The following is a 19,314-nucleotide window of genomic DNA, read 5'->3' as shown; positions in this document are numbered from 1 at the left end:
CCCCTCCCACAGGCATCACTGCGCGTTGACTATCGCGTGACTTCTGCGAACCCGCAGCCGATAGGCAATGTAGATAATCCCCACCCACACCGGCATCGCATACACCGACTCACTGATGCCCGGAATCGCCAGCATCACGCTGATGATCATCACCATGAACGCCAGGCACAGGTAGTTGCTGAACGGGAACCAGAAGGTCTTGAACGACGGCGTCAGGCCCTGTTCGCCCATGGCCTTACGGAACTTGATGTGGGTGATGCTGATCAGCGCCCAGTTGATCATCAGCGAGGCAACCACCAGCGCGAACAGCAACTCCAGGGCGCTCTTCGGTGCGACGTAGTTGACCACCACGCACAGCATCGTCACCAGGGCCGAAATCGCCAGGGCGCGGATCGGCACGCCTTGCTTGTTCAACTTCATCAGCGACTTGGGCGCATCGCCTTGCTCGGCCAGGCCGAACAGCATGCGGCTGTTGCAGTACACGCCGCTGTTGTACACCGACAGCGCCGCGGTCAGCACCACGAAGTTGAGAATGTGGGCGGCGGTGTCGTTACCGATCAGCGAGAAGATCTGCACGAATGGGCTGCCGCTGTAGGCATCGCCCGACGCGCCGAGGGTTTGCAGCAGTTGGTCCCATGGGTAGAGCGACAACAGCACGGTCAATGCGCCGACGTAGAAAATCAGGATGCGGTACACCACCTGGTTGATCGCTTTCGGGATGACCTTGCGCGGTTCGCTGGCTTCGGCGGCGGTGATGCCCACCAACTCCAGGCCGCCGAAGGAGAACATGATGAACGCCATGGACATCAATAGCCCCATGCCGCCATTGGGGAAGAACCCGCCGTGGCTCCACAGGTTGCTCACCGACGCCTGCGGGCCGCCGGTGCCGCTGAACAGCAGGTAGCAACCGAGCACGATCATGCCGACAATCGCCACCACCTTGATGATCGCGAACCAGAACTCGGCTTCACCGAAGAACTTCACGTTGAGGGTGTTGATCAGGTTCACCGCCACGAAGAACACCAGCGCACTGACCCAGGTCGGGATCTGCGGCCACCAGAACTGGATGTACTTGCCCACCGCCGTCAGTTCGGCCATGCCTACCAGCACGTAGAGTACCCAGTAGTTCCAGCCGGCCAGGAAGCCCGCGTAGCCGCCCCAGTATTTGTGGGCGAAGTGGCTGAAGGAACCGGCCACCGGCTCTTCGACGATCATCTCGCCAAGCTGGCGCATGATCAGGAATGCGATAAAACCGGCAATCGCGTAGCCCAGGATCATCGACGGCCCCGCCGACTTGAGTACCCCGGCCGAGCCGAGGAACAACCCCGTGCCGATCGCCCCTCCCAAGGCGATCAACTGAATGTGCCGGTTCTTCAGGCCACGCTTGAGGCCCACCGGGTTAACCATGTCATCCGCCATTAACATTCCCTTCTACTTGTTTTTCTCAGGGTGGAGTGCACGCCGCATCTACCCCTCAGAAGTGCTGAGGGTCAGATATTACTCTGCGTGAACTTTTCGTAATACAGCTGAACGCCATCAAGTGCCTGATCCGCCAGCCATTGTTGGACGGATTCGACCATTGGAGGGGGGCCGCACAGGTACATATCCGCCGATCTGTCCCGCCATTCGGCCAGGTCGAAATGCTCGGTGAGGTAACCGCGCTTGCCGGGCCATTCGTCCGAGGGCGCGCTGAGCACTTCGGTGTAGCGAAAGTCCGGGATTTTCGCGGCGTAGGCCTGGATGCGCGCCGCTTCGCACAAGTCTTCTGCGCCACGCACGCCGTAGTACAGGTGCACGGGCTGGTCGCAGCCGTTGGCGGCCAGTTCATCGAGCATGCCCAGCAACGCCGATAACCCGGTGCCGCCCGCCACCAGCACCAAGGGTTTGGAGACGTGCCGCAGGTAGAAAGCGCCGAGTGGTGCTTCCATCACCAGTTCATCACCCACCTGGCAACGCTCGCGCAGGTAGTTGCTCATCACCCCATCGGGCAGCAGGCGCACCAGGAATTGCAATTGATTGCCCGGAAGGTTGGCGAAGGAATACGAGCGCCAACTGTCCGTGCCAGGCACCGACAGGCGTGCATATTGGCCCGGCAGGAATTCCAGTGCCTGATCCAACTGGACCTGCAGGATCGCCGTGCTGGCCGACACCTGCTCCACCGCGCTCACGGTGCCCTTGACCTGAACCGGCCCCGGCGCATTGCACAGGCTCGAATCAAAGTCGAAGTAGAACGTCGCATCGGACTTCACCCGCGTCTGGCAACTGAGCATCTTGCGCTGTTGCAGGTCGAGGTTGGACAGGGCCTCTTCGTCGACATAATCCTGGCTGTAGTCGCCGGATTCGCAACGGCCCTGGCAAGTGCCGCACACGCCTTCACGGCAATCCAGCGGGATCTTGATGCCGTTGCGCAGTGCTGCATCCAGCAGGATTTCATTGGCGCCGACGGGGAAGAACAGGGTCTTGCCGTCGGCAAAACTGAAGGCCACTTTGTGATTCATGTGTTGCTCTCCGCATATTTATAACGTGCGCTCGCCACAAGAAGCCCGGTTGCCACAAACCCCTGTGCCATAAAAGGTCGCTGCTAGAGGTGATAGAAATCCAGCACCGAGTTAATGGTGTCGTTGAGCAGCAGCGCATGCTTGCGGGTGATCAACCAGCTGTCGCCTTCCGGTTTCAGGGTATAGGTGGCGTGGCCGTAAAACTGCTCCGACGTGGCCAGGCGATAGAACAGCGTGTGCCAATTCAGTCGCACCTCCAGCGTGCCATCCGCCTGCTCGGCAACGCGCACGTTGTTGATCATGTGCAGCGTACGCGGCATCGGTGTGGCCGACGCCGCCTTGCCGGTGCGCAAACGGAACACGCGGTCTTCCAGGCCCGAACGGTTCGCGTAGTAGATCAGCGACATTTCGCGCTTGGGGTCGCGGGTGTAGACGTGTTCCGAGTCCCACTGCGGCAAGTGGAACTCACTCTGCGGGTCGAACAACTGCACATAGGCGTCCCAGTCCTGGGCGTCGCACAGCTCGGACTTGCGGTAGAAGAACTGTTCGATGCGGAACTGCAATGGGGCATTCATCATTTCACCTCCCGCAGTTTCAGCGCTTGTTGATCGAGGCCGTTGAGCAGGAACTGCTGCCAGTTGCGGTGCTGGTTCACGTAGAGGCCTTCATGGGTGAATTCTGTGCCGGTCATGGCCGGCTGGATGCCGATGGCTTCGCTGTTCGGCGTGGGCCCGGTTGCCCAGCGGTGGCTGCCGCGTGAGATGTCGCTCCAGCGTTCAAGCCGGCCTTGGAACCCGCGCTGGGCTTCGCGGAACTCCACCAGGTCATCCGGCGTGCCCATGCCCGACACGTTGAAGAAGTCTTCGAACTGGCGGATGCGGTTCTCGCGATCGGCGTCGGACTCGCCCTTCACCCCCAGGCATTGGCTGATGATCTCGGTCTTGTTCCACGCCACCGGGCGGATGATGCGCAGCTGCGAGCTGATCTGGTCGAGGAAGAACAGGCTCGGGTAGATATTCAGGTTGCGCAGGCGGTGCATCATCCACTCGGCCTTCTGCTGGCCGTGCTCCTGCACCAGGCGCGGCATGATGGTGGCGTAGCCGGAGCGCACGCTGGGGTTGGGCATGTCGCTGAACAGCACACTGTGGCCATTGTTGAAGGCGAACCAGCCGTCATCGGTATTGGCGTCGCCGGCGCCGAGTTTGCTGTAGTCCAGGGTGCTGCCGGCCCCTGTGCCGTTCTCGGTGTTCACCTGCTGGCGATGCTGCACGGTGGCCACGTAGTTGTAGTGCACGGTGCTGACGTGATAACCGTCCAGGCCGTTTTCGTTCTGCAGCTTCCAGTTGCCGTCGTAGGTGTAGGCGGATTTGCCCGGCAGTACCTCCAGTTCACCGGTGGCGGACTGCGCGACCATCATGTCGAAGAACACTTTGGCGTCGCCGAGGAAATCTTCCAGGCTGTCGCTGCCATTTACGTCCAGGCTGATAAACACAAAGCCCTTGTAGCTTTCGATGCGCGCCTTTTTCAGGCCGCGCGTGGCCTTGTCGAAACCGTCCGGGTATTCCCCCGGCGCCTTGACCTTCACCAGCCGGCCATCGCTCTTGTAGCACCAGGCATGGAACGGGCAGGTGAACGTGGATTGGTTGCCTTTGCCGACCCGCGTCAGCGTGGTGCCGCGATGCTGGCAGGCGTTGATCAACGCATTGAGGCGGCCTTCGCCATCGCGGGTGATGATCATCGGCTGGCGCCCGGCGCGCAGGGTCACGAAGTCGTGGTTGTTGGCCAGTTCGCTTTCGTGGCAGGCGTAGATCCAGTTCTTTTCGAAGATCAGTTCCATCTCCAGATCGAACAGTTCCGGCTCGGTGAACATGTCGCGGGCGATGCGGAATACTTCATCCACCGGGCGAAAGTCCAGGCAACCTTCGATAAACGTTTTCCACTGCTCGACGCTTCTTGCACCACTCATGGGAGGCACCTTTTTGATAGGGGCTGATCGGTGGTTTATTAGAGGCAGCGGGGCAGGGCGCGGGCTATCCGCTTAGTGGGGGAACCTGCGCCGGATAATTGGGCAGCAAATACCCAACCCGGTGCGCAGCGGTGACGGGATGCGCTACTGTCTTGCAGGGCAGTGGTCGCAAAAGCCGGGGTCTTATCCACTTAGTCGACCCTTGCTATCCACCCGCTGGCCATTGCGCCGGCGTGGCGCATTAATTGCTGTCGAACAACAACGACGCGCCGCCAGAGCGCGCAACAGCCTAACCGCCGTGGGTGCACCTGATGAGCAGCCAAACGATTCAACGCTTCGACCTGGAAGGCGCCCGCAGCTGGATGTCGGGCATTTGCGGGCCCCATCGCCTGGCCACCAATACGCCGGAGCGCCTGCGCTTTCACCACAGCGCCAACGTGTTCAAGTCCCGCGCCACCACCCTGGGCGTGATCGAATACGGCACCGACGTGACCATCGACATCGAAGACGCCGAGCATTTCAGCAGCTACAGCCTGAGCCTGCCGCTGGTGGGCGAACAGGAGTTGAGCAAGAACGGTGAGCGCCTGAGTTCCAACCGCGACCAGGGCGTGATCATCTCGCCCAATGAGCATCAGGTGCTGGCGATCTCCGGCGATTGCCGCAAGTTGCAGGTGGTGATCACGCGGGCGGCGATGAGTGAATCGCTGGAAGATTTGCTGCAACGGCCGATTGAGGCGCCGCTGCGCTTTGAGTCGGTGATGGACGCAGTGGACGGCGCTTCGGCGTCGTGGTGGCGCATGGCGCGCTACTTCATCGCCGAGCTTGAGCATGGCAGCGAGTTATACGAGCAGGCCGCTTTTACCCGCGACCTGGAAAGCTCGCTGATCAAGGGCCTGATCCTGGCGCAGCCGAACAACTACTCTGAAGAACTGCGCGATGTCCTGGGCGTGAAACTGCCGCATTATCTGATCCGTGCGCGGCAGTACATCCATGACAACGCTCGGGAAGCGGTGCACCTGGAGGACCTGGAGGCCGCTGCGGGGGTGTCGCGGTTCAAGCTGTTCGATGCCTTTCGCAAATACTTTGCGTTGTCGCCGATGGCCTATTTGAAGAAGTACCGGCTGGGCGTCGTGCGCCAGGAAATCCTTGAACACGGCTCTACCCGTACCATCTCTGAGATCGCCCTGGGCTGGGGCTTTACCCACCTGGGGCGGTTTTCGGCGGAGTATCGAAAATTGTTCGACGAGTCCCCTAGCCAAACCCTGCAGCGCAAGCGCCTGCGCAGCCTTTGAATACAATGAAGATCCAAATGTGGGAGCTGGCTTGCCTGCGATAGCGATGTGTCAGTCAGCTGATGTGCCAGCTGACCCACCGCTATGCAGGCAAGCCAGCTCCCACAGGGGTTTGTAGTGTTTGGGATAAATCAGATGAGCTCTTCCACCAGTTGCAGGCAATGACTGAGCCCTGGCGACTGGTCATTCACCCGTCGGCTAAGGATGATCGGCGAGGTCGCCGTGGCCTCCACGACGGGTGTATAGCCGATGTCCGCGCGGTGCAGCACCTGCACCGAGGCGGGCACCAGCGTCACGCCCATGCCGGCGCCGACCAGGCCAATGGCGGTCTGCAACTCGTTGGTCCACTGCGCCACCTTGAGGCTCAAGCCATGGGCGTCGAACAGCGCGATCACATGGTCGGCGTAGCTGGGGCGTGGGTTGCCGGGGTAGAGCACAAAAGGTTCGGCGGCCAGTTGGGCGAGGGTGGCGGGCGCATCGAGCAACGGGTGACCGGCAGGCAGCACGGCGACCAGCCGGTCCTCCACCAGCACGCGCTGGACGATGGCCGGGTCATCGATGCGAATTCGCCCGAACCCCACGTCGATGCGCCCGGCCTTGAGCGCTTCGACCTGCTGCAAAGTGGTCATCTCCGACAGCCCCAACTCCAGTTCCAGCGCCTCATGGGTACGCAATCGGCGGATCAATTCGGGCAGCACGCCGTACAGGGTCGACGGCGCAAAACCGATGCCCAGCCACGTCTTCTCGCCCTGGCCGATACGCCGGGTGTTGTCACAGACCTTGTTCAATTGCTCCAGCAGCACGTTGGCGTGTTCATAAAAAAACCGCCCGGCCTCGGTCAGCCGCAGCGGTCGGCCACGTTCAAGCAAAATGACGCCCAGTTCATCCTCCAATTGCTGGATCTGCCGACTCAATGGCGGCTGGGCGATGTGCAGGCGTTCGGCGGCGCGGGTGAAGTTGAGGGTCTCTCCCAGCACCTGGAAGTAGCGCAGGTGACGCAGTTCCATGACGGTTCCTTTCATACCTTCAGGGTATTGTGCGAGACCCATTCTATATTGGAAGCCTTGAAAAATACGGCACAGAATCGGCTAAAACCTATAAAGAACCCAACGGGTATAGCCATGCCGATTTGCCCCATCGAGTCGATCGACACGATCATCGTCGACCTCCCCACCATTCGCCCGCACAAGCTGGCGATGCACACCCTGCAAAACCAGACCCTGGTGATCATCCGCCTGCGCTGCGCCGACGGTATCGAAGGCATCGGCGAAGCCACTACCATTGGCGGCTTGAGCTATGGCAATGAAAGCCCCGACAGCATCAAGGTCAACATCGACCGCCACTTCGCGCCGCTGCTGATCGGCCAGGACGCCAGTAATATCAACGCTGCCATGTTGCGCCTGGAGCGCAGCATCCGTGGCAACACCTTTGCCAAGTCCGGTATCGAAAGCGCGTTGCTCGACGCTCTCGGCAAACGCCTGCACCTGCCGGTCAGCGAACTGCTCGGTGGGCGTGTGCGCGACGCGCTGCCGGTGGCCTGGACCCTGGCCAGCGGCAACACCGAGCAGGACATTGCCGAGGCCGAAAAGATGCTCGACCTGCGCCGCCACCGCCTCTTCAAGTTGAAGATCGGCGCTGGTGAAGTCAGCCACGACCTGGCCCATGTGATCGCGATCAAAAAGGCCTTGGGCGACCGCGCCAGTGTGCGCGTCGACGTCAACCAGGCCTGGGACGAAGCGGTGGCACTGCGGGCGTGCCAGGTGCTCGGCGACAACGGCATCGACCTGATCGAACAGCCCATCTCGCGCAATAACCGTGGCGGCATGGCGCGGCTCAACCTGTCGAGCCCGGCGCCGATCATGGCGGATGAATCCATCGAGTGCGTCGAGGACGCGTTCAACCTTGCCCGCGAAGGCGCGGCGTCGGTGTTCGCCCTCAAGATCGCCAAGAACGGCGGCCCACGTGCCGTGCTGCGCACCGCCGCGATTGCCGAAGCGGCGGGTATCGGCCTGTACGGCGGCACCATGCTCGAAGGCGGCATCGGCACCCTGGCGTCGGCGCATGCCTTCCTTACGCTGAACAAACTGGTGTGGGGCACCGAGCTGTTCGGCCCGTTGCTGCTTACCGAAGACATCCTCACCGAGCCGCCGGTGTACCGCGACTTCCAGCTGCATATCTCCACCGCACCGGGCCTGGGCCTGGCCATCGATGAAGAGCGCCTGGCGTTCTTGCGTCGTGACAAACACTAAGAGGCGCCTGCCATGTTGTTCCACGTAAAAATGACCGTGAACCTGCCGCTCGACATGAACCCCGAGCGCGCAGCCCGCCTCAAGGCCGATGAAAAGGCCCTGGCGCAGCGCCTGCAACAGGAAGGCAAATGGCGCCACCTGTGGCGCATCGCCGGGCACTACGCCAACTACAGCGTGTTCGATGTCGACAGCGTGCAGGCGCTGCATGACCTGCTGATGCAACTGCCGCTGTTCCCCTATATGGCCATCGAAGTGAACGCCCTGTGCCGGCACCCGTCGTCGATCCATGACGACGACCGCTAGGCCGGTTTCCAGACCAATAACTACAAGATGAGGAATGCACCATGTCCATCCGACTGTCCCAGACTGCCCATGCCCAACAGTTTCTCGAAGAAGCCAGCGGCAACCTCAACGACGCTGGCAACCCGCGCACCAAGGCGCTGATCTACCGGATCCTGCGCGACACCGTGAACATCATCGAAGACCTGGAAGTGACCCCGGAAGAGTTCTGGAAGGCGGTCAACTACCTCAACGAGCTGGGCAAGCACCAGGAAGCCGGATTGCTCGCCGCCGGGCTGGGCCTTGAGCATTACCTGGATTTGCTGATGGACGCTGCCGACGAGGAAGCCGGCAAATCCGGCGGCACGCCGCGCACCATTGAAGGCCCGCTGTATGTGGCCGGGGCGCCGTTGAGCAAGTACGAGGCGCGGCTGGATGATGGCAAGGACGATGCGGTGCCGCTGTTCATGCGCGGGCAGGTGCGCGATACCAACGGCAAACCGCTGGCCGGGGCGATTGTGGACGTGTGGCAGGCCAATACGGGGGGTACTTACTCGTGGTTCGACCCGACGCAATCGGAGTTCAACCTGCGCCGACGCATCGAGACCGATGCCCAGGGCAACTACCGGTTCCGCAGTATCGTGCCGTCGGGCTACGGTTGCCCACCGACCGGGCCGACCCAGCAACTGCTGGATCAGCTCGGGCGCCACGGGCAGCGGCCGGCGCATATCCACTTCTTCATTTCGGCGCCGGGGCATCGGCACCTGACCACGCAGATCAACCTGTCGGATGACCCGTACCTGCATGACGACTTTGCCTATGCGACGCGGGATGAGTTGATCGCCGAGATTCGCTTCTGCGACGACCCGCAACTGGCGCGGGAGTTTGGCGTGGAGGGGCGGTTTGCGCAGATTGATTTTGACTTTGCGTTGCAGGTAGCGGATGCGCCGGTGGAGCAGAAACGCATGCAACGAGTCCGCGCTCTGGAAGATTAAACGCGATTCAAAATGTGGGAGGGGGCTTGCCCCCGATGGCGGCGGTGAAGCCAATATATTAATTGGCTGAACCATTGCTATCGGGGGCAAGCCCCCTCCCACAGGGTATTGTGGTGGCGTGGTTATTTGCGTACCACCAAGTCCAGCACCTCATCCCGATCCTTGATCTTCTGCAACACAATCTCCGAACGGATATCCATCACCCCCGCCGTGCGGTTCAGATGGTTCACGATAAAGTCCGAAAAGTGCTTGAGGTTGCGCGCCTGCACCCGCAGCACATAGTTGCTGGCGCCGGTGATCACGTAGGCGCTGGCGACCTCCGGCCAGCCCTGCACCTTCTTGATGAACGTCTCGTGCCAATCCTCCACATCCTGGCGCAACGACAGGTGCACGATGGCCTCCAGCTCAATCCCCAACTGCTCCGCATTCAGCACCGCACGGTAACCGCTGATGATGCCCTCGCTCTCCAGCAGGCGCAGACGGCGCAGGCACGCAGACGGCGACAGCGCGACTTTTTCGGCCAGTTCCTGGTTGCTGATGCGGCCATCCTGCTGCAGGAAATGCAGGAGGCGCAGGTCGGTGGCGTCGAGAATCATGGTTAGAATAAATCCGCGTGTTTGGGGGTTAAATTCGAATTTCCTACAGCTTAATTAGCCTGTTACCCGCCACTTTGCACGAAAATTCTCTAAAAGTTCGTTCATTATTTGGTCCATTCTTACCTATAAAAACCAGGACAGCCCATGACCACGCGAAGCCACTGCCTAGCCCTCGACGAACAAGATCCGCTGGCGCCACTGCGCCGCCAGTTTGCGTTGCCGGAGGGCGTGATCTACCTCGACGGCAACTCCCTTGGCGCCCGCCCGGTGACGGCGTTGGCACGAGCCCAGGCAGTGATTGCCGAAGAATGGGGTAATGGCCTGATCCGTAGTTGGAACAGCGCCGGCTGGGCGGACCTGCCCCAGCGCCTGGGTAACCGCCTGGCGCCGTTGATCGGCGCGGGCGACGGTGAAGTGGTGATCACCGATACCACCTCGATCAACCTGTTCAAGGTGCTCAGCGCCGCGTTGACCGTGCAGCGTCAACGCCAACCGCACCGCAAGGTGATCGTCAGCGAGGCGAGCAACTTTCCGACCGACCTGTATATCGCCGAGGGCCTGGCCGAGCTGCTGCAACAGGGCTATGCCCTGCGCCTGGTGAACAGTCCGGACGAATTGCCCCAGGCCATCGACCAGGACGTGGCGGTGGTGATGCTCACCCACGTCAACTACAAGACCGGCTACATGTACGACATGCAGGCGCTGACTGCCCTGAGCCATGAGTGCGGCGCGCTGAGTATCTGGGACCTGGCGCACTCGGCGGGCGCGGTGCCCATCGACCTGCATCAGGCCGGTGCCGATTATGCGATTGGCTGCACCTACAAGTACCTCAACGGCGGCCCGGGCTCCCAGGCGTTTGTGTGGGTCAACCCGGCGTTGGTGGATGTGGTGCGCCAGCCGTTGTCGGGCTGGTTCGGCCACACCCGGCAGTTCGCCATGGAATCGAACTACGCGCCGAGTGCGGGTATCGCGCGTTACCTGTGCGGCACCCAACCGATCACCTCGTTGGCGATGGTGGAATGCGGGCTGGAGATTTTCGCCCAGACCGATATGGCGAGTCTGCGCAGCAAGTCCCTGGCGTTGACCGATCTGTTTATCACATTGGTCGAAGCACGTTGCGCTGCTCATGAACTGGTGCTGATCACCCCGCGTGAACACGCCCGGCGCGGCAGTCATGTGAGCTTTGAACACCCCGAAGGCTACGCGGTGATCCAGGCCTTGATCGCCCGTGGCGTGATCGGTGACTACCGCGAGCCGCGCATCATGCGCTTTGGGTTTACGCCGTTGTACACAAGCTTTACCGAGGTGTTTGATGCCGTGGAAATACTGGGCGAAATCCTCGACAACCGCACCTGGGACCAGGCGCAATTCAAAGTCCGCAACAGCGTCACCTGACCACAACGCAGATAAAAATGTGGGAGGGGGCTTGCCCCCGATTGCAGTGTGCCAGCCAATACAGCGTTGACTGATCCACCGCTATCGGGGGCAAGCCCCCTCCCACAGGGAATCTGTGACAACAGTTAATAAACAGTGCAATCACAATAATAAAGGGGCACACCACGTGACTACGCCAGACACCGGCTTTGCCGAGATCACCCACCGCGAACTGGGCCTGCGGCGCCAGCTCACTTCCGGCCAGATGAGCATGATTGCCATCGGTGGCGCCATTGGCACCGGGCTGTTCATGGGCAGCGCGTACGCTATCGGGTATGCCGGGCCCAGTGTGCTGGTGAGCTACGCCATCGGCGCGTTGATCACCCTGCTGTTGATGGGCTGCCTGGCGGAGATGACGGTGGCGCATTCCACCTCGGGCTCGTTCGGCGCCTATGCCGAGTTCTACATCAGCCCGCTGGCCGGTTTCCTGGTGCGCTACGCCTACTGGGCGGCGATTGTGCTGGCGGTGGGCGCCGAGGTCACGGCGGTGGCGATGTACATGAAGTACTGGTTCGCCAACGTGCCGGAATGGGTGTGGATCGTGTCGTTTTCCAGTGTGCTGATCCTGCTCAACGCCATCAGCGTGAAGACCTTCGGCAACTTCGAATACTGGTTCTCGACGATCAAGATCAGCGCCATCGTCGGCTTCATCATCCTCGCCGTGTACGTGGTGTTCGGCTCCGGCAACCCGGAGTACGGCGTGCAGAACTACACGGCCCACGACGGCTTTTTCCCCCATGGCCTGAGTGGCATGTGGGTCGCCGTGATCGTGTCGATCTTCAGCTACCTGAGCGTGGAGATGATCGCCGTGGCCGCCGGTGAAGCGGCCGATCCGGAACAGGCGGTGAAGAAAGCCTTCCGTGCGACCATCGTGCGCCTGGTGGTGTTTTACCTGCTGACCCTGGCGCTGATGCTGGCCATCGTGCCGTGGAACCAGGCCGGGCAGACCCAGAGCCCCTTCGTCACGGTGATGCAGACCATCGGCATTCCCGGCGCCACCGGGGTGATGAATTTCGTGATTTTGATCGCAGCGTTGTCGGCCATGAACAGCCAGCTCTACATCACCACCCGCATGATGTTCAGCCTGTCCCGTGCCGGCTTTGCGCCCAAGGCCATGGGCGCCTTGAGCAAGAGCGGCATCCCGCTGAACGCGTTGCTGCTGTCCAGTTCGGGCATCGCCCTGGCGACGTTGCTCAACGTGGTGTACCCGGAAAGTTCGTTCACCTTGATGATGGCAATCTCGATGTTCGGCGCGATCTTCACCTGGTTCATGATCTTCCTTACGCACCTGTTCTTCCGTCGCTACCGCCAGCGCCACGGTGGGCCGACGCTGTCGTTCCAACTGCGCTTGTTTCCCTACAGCACCTTGCTGGGCCTGGTGCTGATGGGCGCGGTGATGATCACCACGTATTTCACCGAGGCGTTCAAGATGACGCTGGTGTTTGGCGTGCCGTTCCTGCTGATTCTGTCAGTGGTGTATTACGGGTTTTTCCGCAAGGGCAGGGCCAAGGCGTCGAGCAAGGCCTTGGCGTAACCGGGCAGGAGTTCGAACGAGCGCGCACATAACATCAGCTTCCGGCAGGCCCATTCTTCTTGCAGGGGGTGGACCTTGAAACTGGATGCCAGCGGCCAGCGCTCCAGTGCCGCCCGGGGCACGATACCCAGGCCGGCGCCGCGGGCGACCATACGGATCACTCCGTCAAACCCCTCGGCGCGGATGCGTGTTTGCAGACGGAAACCTGCGTGCAATGCCTGTTCTTCGAGGTAAACCGTCAACGCGCTGTGGGCGGCGAGGCCCACAAAGTCGTGTTGCAGGCTATCGATAAAGCTCCCTGCGGTGAACGGATGATCCAGCGGTGTGATCAGCACCAGCGGGTCATTGCGAAACGGCAGGGTCTGCAAGCCGTGGGTGTCTACCGCGTCGGAAATGATCCCGAGGTCCGCCGTGCCCTGGCGCAAGGCCTGGGTGATGCGCAGGCTCGGCAGTTCCTGCAGGTCGATGTCGAGGTTGGGGTGTTCGCGCAAAAAGTCTGCCAGCAACTCCGGCAGGTATTCGCTGAGGGCCGTGGTGTTGCACAGCAGGCGCACCTGGCCCTTGATGCCGTTGGCGTATTCCGCGAGGTCCTGGCGCAGATGCTCGGCCTGTTGCAGCAACAGGCGGGCGTGGCGGGCCAGGGCCTTGCCTGCGGGCGTTGGGGTAACGCCACGGCGGCCACGTTCAAGAAACTCGATGCCCAGCGAAGCCTCCATCGCTCGGATGCGGGCGCTGGCAGCCGCGAGGGACAAGTGGCTGCGGGCTGCTCCAGCGGTGATATTGCCTGTGTCGAAGATATGCAGGTAAAGGCGCAGGTCTATCAGGTCAAAGTGCATGGCACCAGCCTCTGGCAAAACAAGAGTCTGCCTCAGTATATGGCGAATTTTCGACCTCATCGAAAAACCGCACTATCACCCTATGAATACATTCCTCGCGTTTTACCAAGATATCGGCCCAGCCCTGACACTGCTGGTGATCGGCACCTTCATGCTCGCCGGCACCGTCAAGGGTGTGATTGGCCTGGGCTTGCCGACAGTCTCCATGGGCTTGCTCGGTCTGGCTATGCTACCGACGCAGGCTGCGGCGTTGCTGATCATCCCTTCGACGATCACCAACCTGTGGCAACTGGCGTTCGGCGGTCATTTGAGTGCGTTGCTCAGGCGCTTGTGGCCGATGCTGCTGCTGATCTTTCTCGGTACCGGGCTTGGCACGCTGTGGCTGGGCCTGAGTGGAGGGCGATGGGTAGGCCATGCGTTGGGCGGGGCGTTGCTAGCGTATGCAGTGAGCGGGCTGTTCCTGCCCACGTTCAAGGTGAAGCCTCGAACCGAACGCTGGTTGGCGCCTTTGTGTGGTGTTATCACCGGCATCATCACCTCGGCGACCGGTGTGTTTGTGATCCCCGCCGTGCCCTATCTGCAAGCCCTGGGCTTGGACCGCAATCAGTTGGTGCAGGCGCTGGGGCTGTCCTTCACCGTGTCGACCCTGGCGCTCGCTGCCGGCATGGCGTTGGACGGCACGCTCGGAGGTGGGGAGATCAATGCTTCATTGTTGGCATTGGTGCCGGCGCTGCTGGGCATGTGGTTGGGCCAGGCGGTGCGTCAGCGCATCAGTGCGGTGTTGTTCAAGCGCGTATTTTTCATCGGCATGGCGTTGCTGGGCGCCCATCTGCTGATCAGCGGTTAACAATGCGCGGGTAATTCGTGCCTTTTGGTCAAATGTATTTTGCCGCATCACCGCTTATTCCGAGGGGCCGATGTCGATAGCCTGCCGGCAGACATTGTTAACCCCTTCTGGATACCCTCCCATGAAAAAAGTCCTCCTGCTCAACGGCGGCAAGAAATTCGCCCACTCCGATGGCCGCTACAACACCACCCTGCATGACACCGCCGTGGCGGCGTTGGACCGTGCGGGCATCGACGTCAAGGTCACCCACATCGACGAAGGCTACGACGTGGCCGAAGAAGTGGCCAAGTTCCTCTGGGCGGATGTGATCATCTACCAGATGCCCGGCTGGTGGATGGGCGCGCCGTGGATCGTCAAGAAGTACATCGACGAAGTCTTCACCGAAGGCCACGGCAGCCTGTACGCCAGCGACGGTCGCACCCGTTCCGATGCCTCGCAGAAGTACGGCAGCGGTGGCCTGATCCACGGCAAGCAGTACATGCTCTCGCTGACCTGGAACGCGCCGCAGCAAGCCTTCGATGACCCGACCGACTTCTTCGAAGCCAAGGGCGTGGACGCGGTGTACTTCCCGTTCCACAAGGCCAACGAGTTCCTCGGCATGACCGGCCTGCCGACGTTCCTGTGCGTGGACGTGATGAAACGCCCGGCCATCGACGCTGATGTAGCGCGCTACGAGCAGCATCTGGCGCAGGTGTTCAATTTCTCGGTGTAAGCTGCGCTGAACCGATAACGAGGAGCGCCTGTGAAAGCCCGGTCCGATGAGCTGCAGATCTTCGTCAGCGTGATTGAATGCGGTTCGATTTCCGCCGCCGCCGAGCAAGTCGGGCAGACACCCTCGGCTGTCAGCCGCACCTTGTCGCGCCTGGAAGCCAAGCTCGACACCACGCTGATCAACCGCACCACGCGACGCATGGACCTGACCGAAGAGGGCAAGTACTTCTTCGAGCAGGCCAAGGTGATCCTGGCGCAGATGGAAGAGTTGGAGGAGCGCCTGTCATCACGCCAGCAGAAACCGGCGGGGCGCCTGCGCATCAACGCTGCCGTGCCGTTCATGCTGCATGGGATCGTGCCCTACATCGCTGAATTTCGCGGCCTCTACCCGGACATCCAGCTGGAGCTGAACAGCGATGACTTGATCATCGACCTGCTGGAGCAGAGCACCGACATCGCCATCCGTATCGGCGTCCTGGCCGACTCCACCCTGCATGCGCGGTCTCTTGGCTGTACGCCGCTGCATATCCTCGCCAGCCCCGACTACCTCAAGCAATACGGCGTGCCCACCACGGTGGCCGAGCTGGCCGATCACACGCTGTTGGGGTTCACCCAGACCGAAACCCTCAACCACTGGCCGCTGCGCCATGTGGAGGGCGATCGCTGGCTGATCCAGCCCGGCGTGGCGGCGTCCAGCGGCGAAACCGTGCGCCAGTTGGCGCTGGAAGGGCAGGGCATCTGTTGCCTGTCGAACTTCATGACCATCGACGATATCGAGGCCGGGCGCCTGGTGCCGGTGCTGGAGGCGTTCAACAGCGGTTATCGACAGCCGATCCACGCAGTGTTCTACCGCAACTCGCAGCTGGCATTGCGTATCCAATGTTTCCTGGACTTTATCCAGGCCAAGCTGGCGCGGTATGCCTGCTGATTCGTGAGCTGCGCGCAAGAGTGAATTGGGCGGTAGGGGCTTATTCGTCAGGGATGAGTGCTTGATACTGGGTTCATCACTTACCCAGTCAGGAGAGTCCTCCATGAATGTATTCATTACCGGCGCAGCAGGTTTTATCGGCGGTTCCATTGCCACCGGCCTGGTCAAGGCCGGCCACACCGTTACCGGCCTGGTGCGCAGCGCCGAGCAGGCGGCCTTGATGACCGCGCTGGGCATCAACCCAGTGATCGGCACCCTGGATGACGCGGCTGTATTGATCGAGCAAGCACAAAAGGCCGACGCGGTGATCAACGCCGCCAGCAGCGACCACCGTGCCGCCGTGGAAACCCTGCTCGCGGCGTTGAAGGGCTCGAACAAGCCGTTCCTGCACACCAGTGGTTCGAGCATTGTCGGGGATGCGTCGGGCGGCAAGGCCAGCGATGTCATCTACTTCGAAGACAACCTGCCGGAACCGACGGTCGACAAGGCGGCTCGTGTGGCCATCGACAACCTGGTTCTGGCGGCTGCCAAAGACGGCGTGAACTCGGCGGTGATCTGCAACACCTTGATCTACGGCCACAGCCTGGGCGTGAAGCGCGACAGCGTGCAACTACCGCGTCTGCTCAAGCAGGCACGCAAGAGTGGTGTAGTACGCCATGTGGGTAGCGGGCAGAACATCTGGTCCAACGTGCACATTGAAGACGTGGTGGCGCTGTACCTGTTGGCGCTGACCAAGAATGTGCCCGGTACCTTCTACTTCGTGGAAAGTGGCGAGGCCGCGTTTATCGACATGACCACTGCCATTGCCGAAGCGCTGGACCTGGGCAAACCGCAGGATTGGCCATTGGCCGAGGCTGAAGCCGAGTGGGGCTATGAAATGGCCAACTATGGCCTGGGCTCCAATAGCCGGGTGCGCGGCAAGCATGCGCGTGAACTGCTGGGCTGGGCGCCGAAGCGTACGTCGGTGGTGGAGTGGATTCGCAACGAAATGGTGTGATGTTCACGTGATCTCCAGGTGTTGCTATCGGGGGCAAGCCCCCTCCCACACTAGACTGCACTCCACAGTTGGAACTCGGTCAACTGTGGGAGGGGGCTTGCCCCCGATTGGCACGACTCGGTCTCCGAGACTAGCCCCATCTCCCTCAATTCCGTACCATTCCCCGCCTTATCCCCCGCATTACCTGGTACTCCATGAACCTCACCCGTCTGCGCGCCGATGCCCTGGCCGGCCTCACCACGTCTTTTGCGTTGCTGCCCGAATGCATCGCCTTTGCCCTGGTGGCCCACCTCAACCCGTTGATGGGGCTCTACGGCGCTTTCATCATCTGCACCCTCACCGCGTTGTTCGGCGGCCGGCCCGGCATGGTGTCCGGTGCGGCCGGCTCGATGGCGGTGGTGATCGTCGCCCTGGTGGTGCAACACGGTGTGGAGTATCTGCTGGCCACGGTGGTACTGGGCGGGCTGATCATGGTCGCGTTCGGCGTGCTGCGCCTGGGCAAGCTGGTGCGCATGGTGCCGCACCCGGTGATGCTCGGCTTCGTCAACGGCCTGGCGATCATCATTGCCCTGGCGCAGTTGGAGCATTTCAAAAGCGGTGAAACCTGGCTCAGCGGCACGCCGCTGTACGTGATGACCGGCCTGGTGCTGGTGACGATGGCCATCGTCTACCTGCTGCCGCGCATCACCCGCGCCGTGCCGCCTGCGTTGGTGGCGATCCTCGGCGTTGGGCTGGCGGTATACCTGCTCGGCCTGCCTACCCGCACCCTCGGCGACATGGCGCATATCGCCGGCGGCCTGCCGACTTTCGCGCTGCCGCAGATTCCGTGGACACTGGACACCCTCGGCATCATCGCGCCGTACGCGTTCCTGATGGCGATGGTCGGCCTGCTGGAAACCCTGCTGACGCTGAACCTCACCGACGAAATCACCGAGACCCGTGGCTACCCCGACCGTGAAAGCGTGGCCCTTGGCGCGGCCAACATGGTCTCCGGCCTGTTCGGCGGCATGGGCGGCTGCGCGATGATCGGGCAGACCGTGATCAACCTCAGCTCCGGTGGGCGCGGGCGTTTGTCCGGGGTGTTTGCCGGGGTGATGATCCTGTTGTTCATCCTGTTCCTGTCGCCGTTCATCGAGCGCATTCCGCTGGCGGCGCTGGTGGGCGTGATGTTCGTGGTGTCCCAGCAGACCTTTGCCTGGGCCTCGCTGCGGGTGATCAACAAGGTGCCGTTCAATGACGTGCTGGTGATTCTTGCAGTGACGGTGATCACGGTGTTCACCGATCTGGCTACCGCCGTGCTGTGCGGGATCGTGATTGCGGCGTTGAATTTCGCCTGGCAGCAAGCGCGGGAGCTGTATGCCGATGAGCATCTGGAGGCCGATGGCAGCAAGCTCTACCGCCTGCACGGCACCTTGTTTTTCGCCTCGACCACGCCGTTTTTGAATCAATTCGACCCGGCCAACGACCCGGCCCAGGTGACACTGGATTGCCGTCACCTGAGCTTTGTCGATTACTCAGCGATTGCCGCGCTCATGACCCTGCGCGAGCGTTACAGCAAGGCTGGCAAGCACCTGCGGGTGCTGCATCTGTCGGAGCGTTGCAAGAAGCTGCTCAAGCGTGCGCGGGTCCATCATGAGTAAGTGATCAAGGCCCGACCAGGTCTTCCAGCTCCTGGGCACGGGTCTGGGTCATGTCGAGTATGCAGCCGGAACCGTTGACCTGGTCGATAGTGCCGCCGGTAGCGGAACCGGCGAAGGCGCAATTGGCGTCACGGTACTTTATCCACAGGCGTTGCACGTCTTGCAGTTGCTGCTTGCGCGGGCCCTCCTGGGCGGCGAGCGCGGTCTTGTAGGCGCGGTTCAGGCGGGTGTCCTGCACCTTGGCTTCCTTGGTATTGCACGTGACCATGTCGGCGGTCGTGTTGGCGCTGTCCATACACTTCTTCAGCGCTGGATTGCCGGCGGCAGAAGCGGTGCCGCTGAGGGCGAGGAGCAGGGCGCCGGCGGCGAGGGATGTGCGAATCATGGTCGGTTTCCTGGTCATGAAGGGTTGCGCATTCTATGACTCAACGGCAGCGTTCGAGTTTCCGGCATCCTCTGATCTTCATGTAAGAACACCCCGCGAATTTTCATTCATCCCTGTCGGGCATATC

19 protein-coding genes are annotated in these 19,314 nt (G+C 61.5%); 11 read left to right on the top strand and 8 right to left on the bottom strand.

Features of this window, described 5'->3' with window-relative positions:
- Window positions 1-15 precede the first annotated feature (15 nt).
- From LUU92_RS24425 to antA, 4 genes are all read right to left on the bottom strand, one after another.
- On the bottom strand, window positions 16-1,419 hold the full coding sequence (locus LUU92_RS24425) for an amino acid permease (RefSeq protein ID WP_071489153.1): 1,404 nt from the start codon (window positions 1,417-1,419) through the stop codon (window positions 16-18).
- A gap of 71 nt (window positions 1,420-1,490) precedes the next feature.
- Complete coding sequence (antC, locus tag LUU92_RS24420) at window positions 1,491-2,498, bottom strand: anthranilate 1,2-dioxygenase electron transfer component AntC (protein WP_222540427.1); 1,008 nt, start codon at window positions 2,496-2,498, stop codon at window positions 1,491-1,493.
- A gap of 83 nt (window positions 2,499-2,581) precedes the next feature.
- Window positions 2,582-3,073: an anthranilate 1,2-dioxygenase small subunit gene (gene antB, locus LUU92_RS24415; RefSeq protein ID WP_071489155.1), complete on the bottom strand. Its 492-nt coding sequence runs from the start codon at window positions 3,071-3,073 to the stop codon at window positions 2,582-2,584.
- Entirely contained in the window at window positions 3,073-4,464 is a 1,392-nt protein-coding gene (gene antA / locus LUU92_RS24410) for an anthranilate 1,2-dioxygenase large subunit (RefSeq protein ID WP_257102760.1), read from the bottom strand. The genes antB and antA overlap by 1 nt, the downstream gene beginning before the upstream one ends.
- A gap of 311 nt (window positions 4,465-4,775) precedes the next feature.
- Here antA and LUU92_RS24405 point away from each other — a divergent pair, with 311 nt between their 5' ends.
- A complete protein-coding gene (locus tag LUU92_RS24405) occupies window positions 4,776-5,756 on the top strand; it encodes an AraC family transcriptional regulator (RefSeq protein WP_257102759.1) in 981 nt (326 codons plus the stop codon).
- Between the two features lie 131 nt (window positions 5,757-5,887).
- On the opposite strand, the gene LUU92_RS24400 is transcribed toward LUU92_RS24405, so the two are convergent.
- Window positions 5,888-6,763 carry a LysR family transcriptional regulator gene (locus LUU92_RS24400; protein ID WP_016974899.1) on the bottom strand — a complete coding sequence of 292 codons (876 nt, stop codon included), beginning with the start codon at window positions 6,761-6,763 and terminating at the stop codon, window positions 5,888-5,890.
- Window positions 6,764-6,877: 114 nt separating this feature from the next.
- Here LUU92_RS24400 and LUU92_RS24395 point away from each other — a divergent pair, with 114 nt between their 5' ends.
- Genes LUU92_RS24395 through catA form a run of 3 tightly spaced genes read left to right on the top strand, consistent with a single transcriptional unit; the run spans window position 6,878 to window position 9,279 of the window.
- Entirely contained in the window at window positions 6,878-8,005 is a 1,128-nt protein-coding gene (locus tag LUU92_RS24395; protein WP_071489158.1) for a muconate cycloisomerase family protein, read from the top strand.
- Window positions 8,006-8,017: 12 nt separating this feature from the next.
- Window positions 8,018-8,308: a muconolactone Delta-isomerase gene (gene catC / locus LUU92_RS24390; RefSeq protein ID WP_071489159.1), complete on the top strand. Its 291-nt coding sequence runs from the start codon at window positions 8,018-8,020 to the stop codon at window positions 8,306-8,308.
- Between the two features lie 41 nt (window positions 8,309-8,349).
- On the top strand, window positions 8,350-9,279 hold the full coding sequence (gene catA / locus LUU92_RS24385; protein ID WP_071489160.1) for a catechol 1,2-dioxygenase: 930 nt from the start codon (window positions 8,350-8,352) through the stop codon (window positions 9,277-9,279).
- 122 nt (window positions 9,280-9,401) lie between these two features.
- Here catA and LUU92_RS24380 read toward each other — a convergent pair whose 3' ends face one another.
- Window positions 9,402-9,875 carry an Lrp/AsnC family transcriptional regulator gene (locus LUU92_RS24380; RefSeq protein WP_003176072.1) on the bottom strand — a complete coding sequence of 158 codons (474 nt, stop codon included), beginning with the start codon at window positions 9,873-9,875 and terminating at the stop codon, window positions 9,402-9,404.
- 144 nt (window positions 9,876-10,019) lie between these two features.
- Between LUU92_RS24380 and kynU the strand changes: the two genes are divergently transcribed.
- Both kynU and LUU92_RS24370 read left to right on the top strand, forming a co-directional pair.
- Window positions 10,020-11,270 (top strand): kynureninase, encoded by a 1,251-nt coding sequence (kynU, locus tag LUU92_RS24375; RefSeq protein ID WP_071489162.1) that lies wholly within the window; start codon window positions 10,020-10,022, stop codon window positions 11,268-11,270.
- A gap of 166 nt (window positions 11,271-11,436) precedes the next feature.
- A complete protein-coding gene (locus LUU92_RS24370; protein ID WP_071489163.1) occupies window positions 11,437-12,843 on the top strand; it encodes an amino acid permease in 1,407 nt (468 codons plus the stop codon).
- On the opposite strand, the gene LUU92_RS24365 is transcribed toward LUU92_RS24370, so the two are convergent.
- Complete coding sequence (locus LUU92_RS24365; RefSeq protein WP_071489164.1) at window positions 12,789-13,679, bottom strand: LysR substrate-binding domain-containing protein; 891 nt, start codon at window positions 13,677-13,679, stop codon at window positions 12,789-12,791. The two genes, LUU92_RS24370 and LUU92_RS24365, sit on opposite strands and share 55 nt — an antisense overlap.
- Before the next feature lie 82 nt (window positions 13,680-13,761).
- Here LUU92_RS24365 and LUU92_RS24360 point away from each other — a divergent pair, with 82 nt between their 5' ends.
- The 5 genes from LUU92_RS24360 to LUU92_RS24340 all read left to right on the top strand — a co-directional run bounded on the left by LUU92_RS24360 (window position 13,762) and on the right by LUU92_RS24340 (window position 18,802).
- On the top strand, window positions 13,762-14,526 hold the full coding sequence (locus LUU92_RS24360; RefSeq protein WP_071489165.1) for a sulfite exporter TauE/SafE family protein: 765 nt from the start codon (window positions 13,762-13,764) through the stop codon (window positions 14,524-14,526).
- 121 nt (window positions 14,527-14,647) lie between these two features.
- Window positions 14,648-15,238, top strand: coding sequence for an NADPH:quinone oxidoreductase MdaB (gene mdaB / locus LUU92_RS24355; RefSeq protein ID WP_071489166.1), 591 nt, complete (start codon window positions 14,648-14,650; stop codon window positions 15,236-15,238).
- A gap of 30 nt (window positions 15,239-15,268) precedes the next feature.
- Window positions 15,269-16,165: a LysR family transcriptional regulator gene (locus tag LUU92_RS24350; protein WP_092249402.1), complete on the top strand. Its 897-nt coding sequence runs from the start codon at window positions 15,269-15,271 to the stop codon at window positions 16,163-16,165.
- 103 nt (window positions 16,166-16,268) lie between these two features.
- Entirely contained in the window at window positions 16,269-17,162 is an 894-nt protein-coding gene (locus LUU92_RS24345; protein ID WP_257102758.1) for an NAD-dependent epimerase/dehydratase family protein, read from the top strand.
- 194 nt (window positions 17,163-17,356) lie between these two features.
- Window positions 17,357-18,802 carry a SulP family inorganic anion transporter gene (locus tag LUU92_RS24340; RefSeq protein ID WP_071489169.1) on the top strand — a complete coding sequence of 482 codons (1,446 nt, stop codon included), beginning with the start codon at window positions 17,357-17,359 and terminating at the stop codon, window positions 18,800-18,802.
- A gap of 4 nt (window positions 18,803-18,806) precedes the next feature.
- Here the strand turns inward: LUU92_RS24340 and LUU92_RS24335 are convergent, their stop codons facing one another.
- On the bottom strand, window positions 18,807-19,187 hold the full coding sequence (locus LUU92_RS24335; RefSeq protein ID WP_257102757.1) for a lysozyme inhibitor LprI family protein: 381 nt from the start codon (window positions 19,185-19,187) through the stop codon (window positions 18,807-18,809).
- Between the last annotated feature and the right edge of the window lie 127 nt (window positions 19,188-19,314).

The organism is Pseudomonas extremorientalis (genome assembly GCF_024584605.1).
Taxonomy (GTDB): domain Bacteria; phylum Pseudomonadota; class Gammaproteobacteria; order Pseudomonadales; family Pseudomonadaceae; genus Aquipseudomonas; species Aquipseudomonas extremorientalis.
This window is presented reverse-complemented; position numbering and strand designations above follow the sequence as displayed.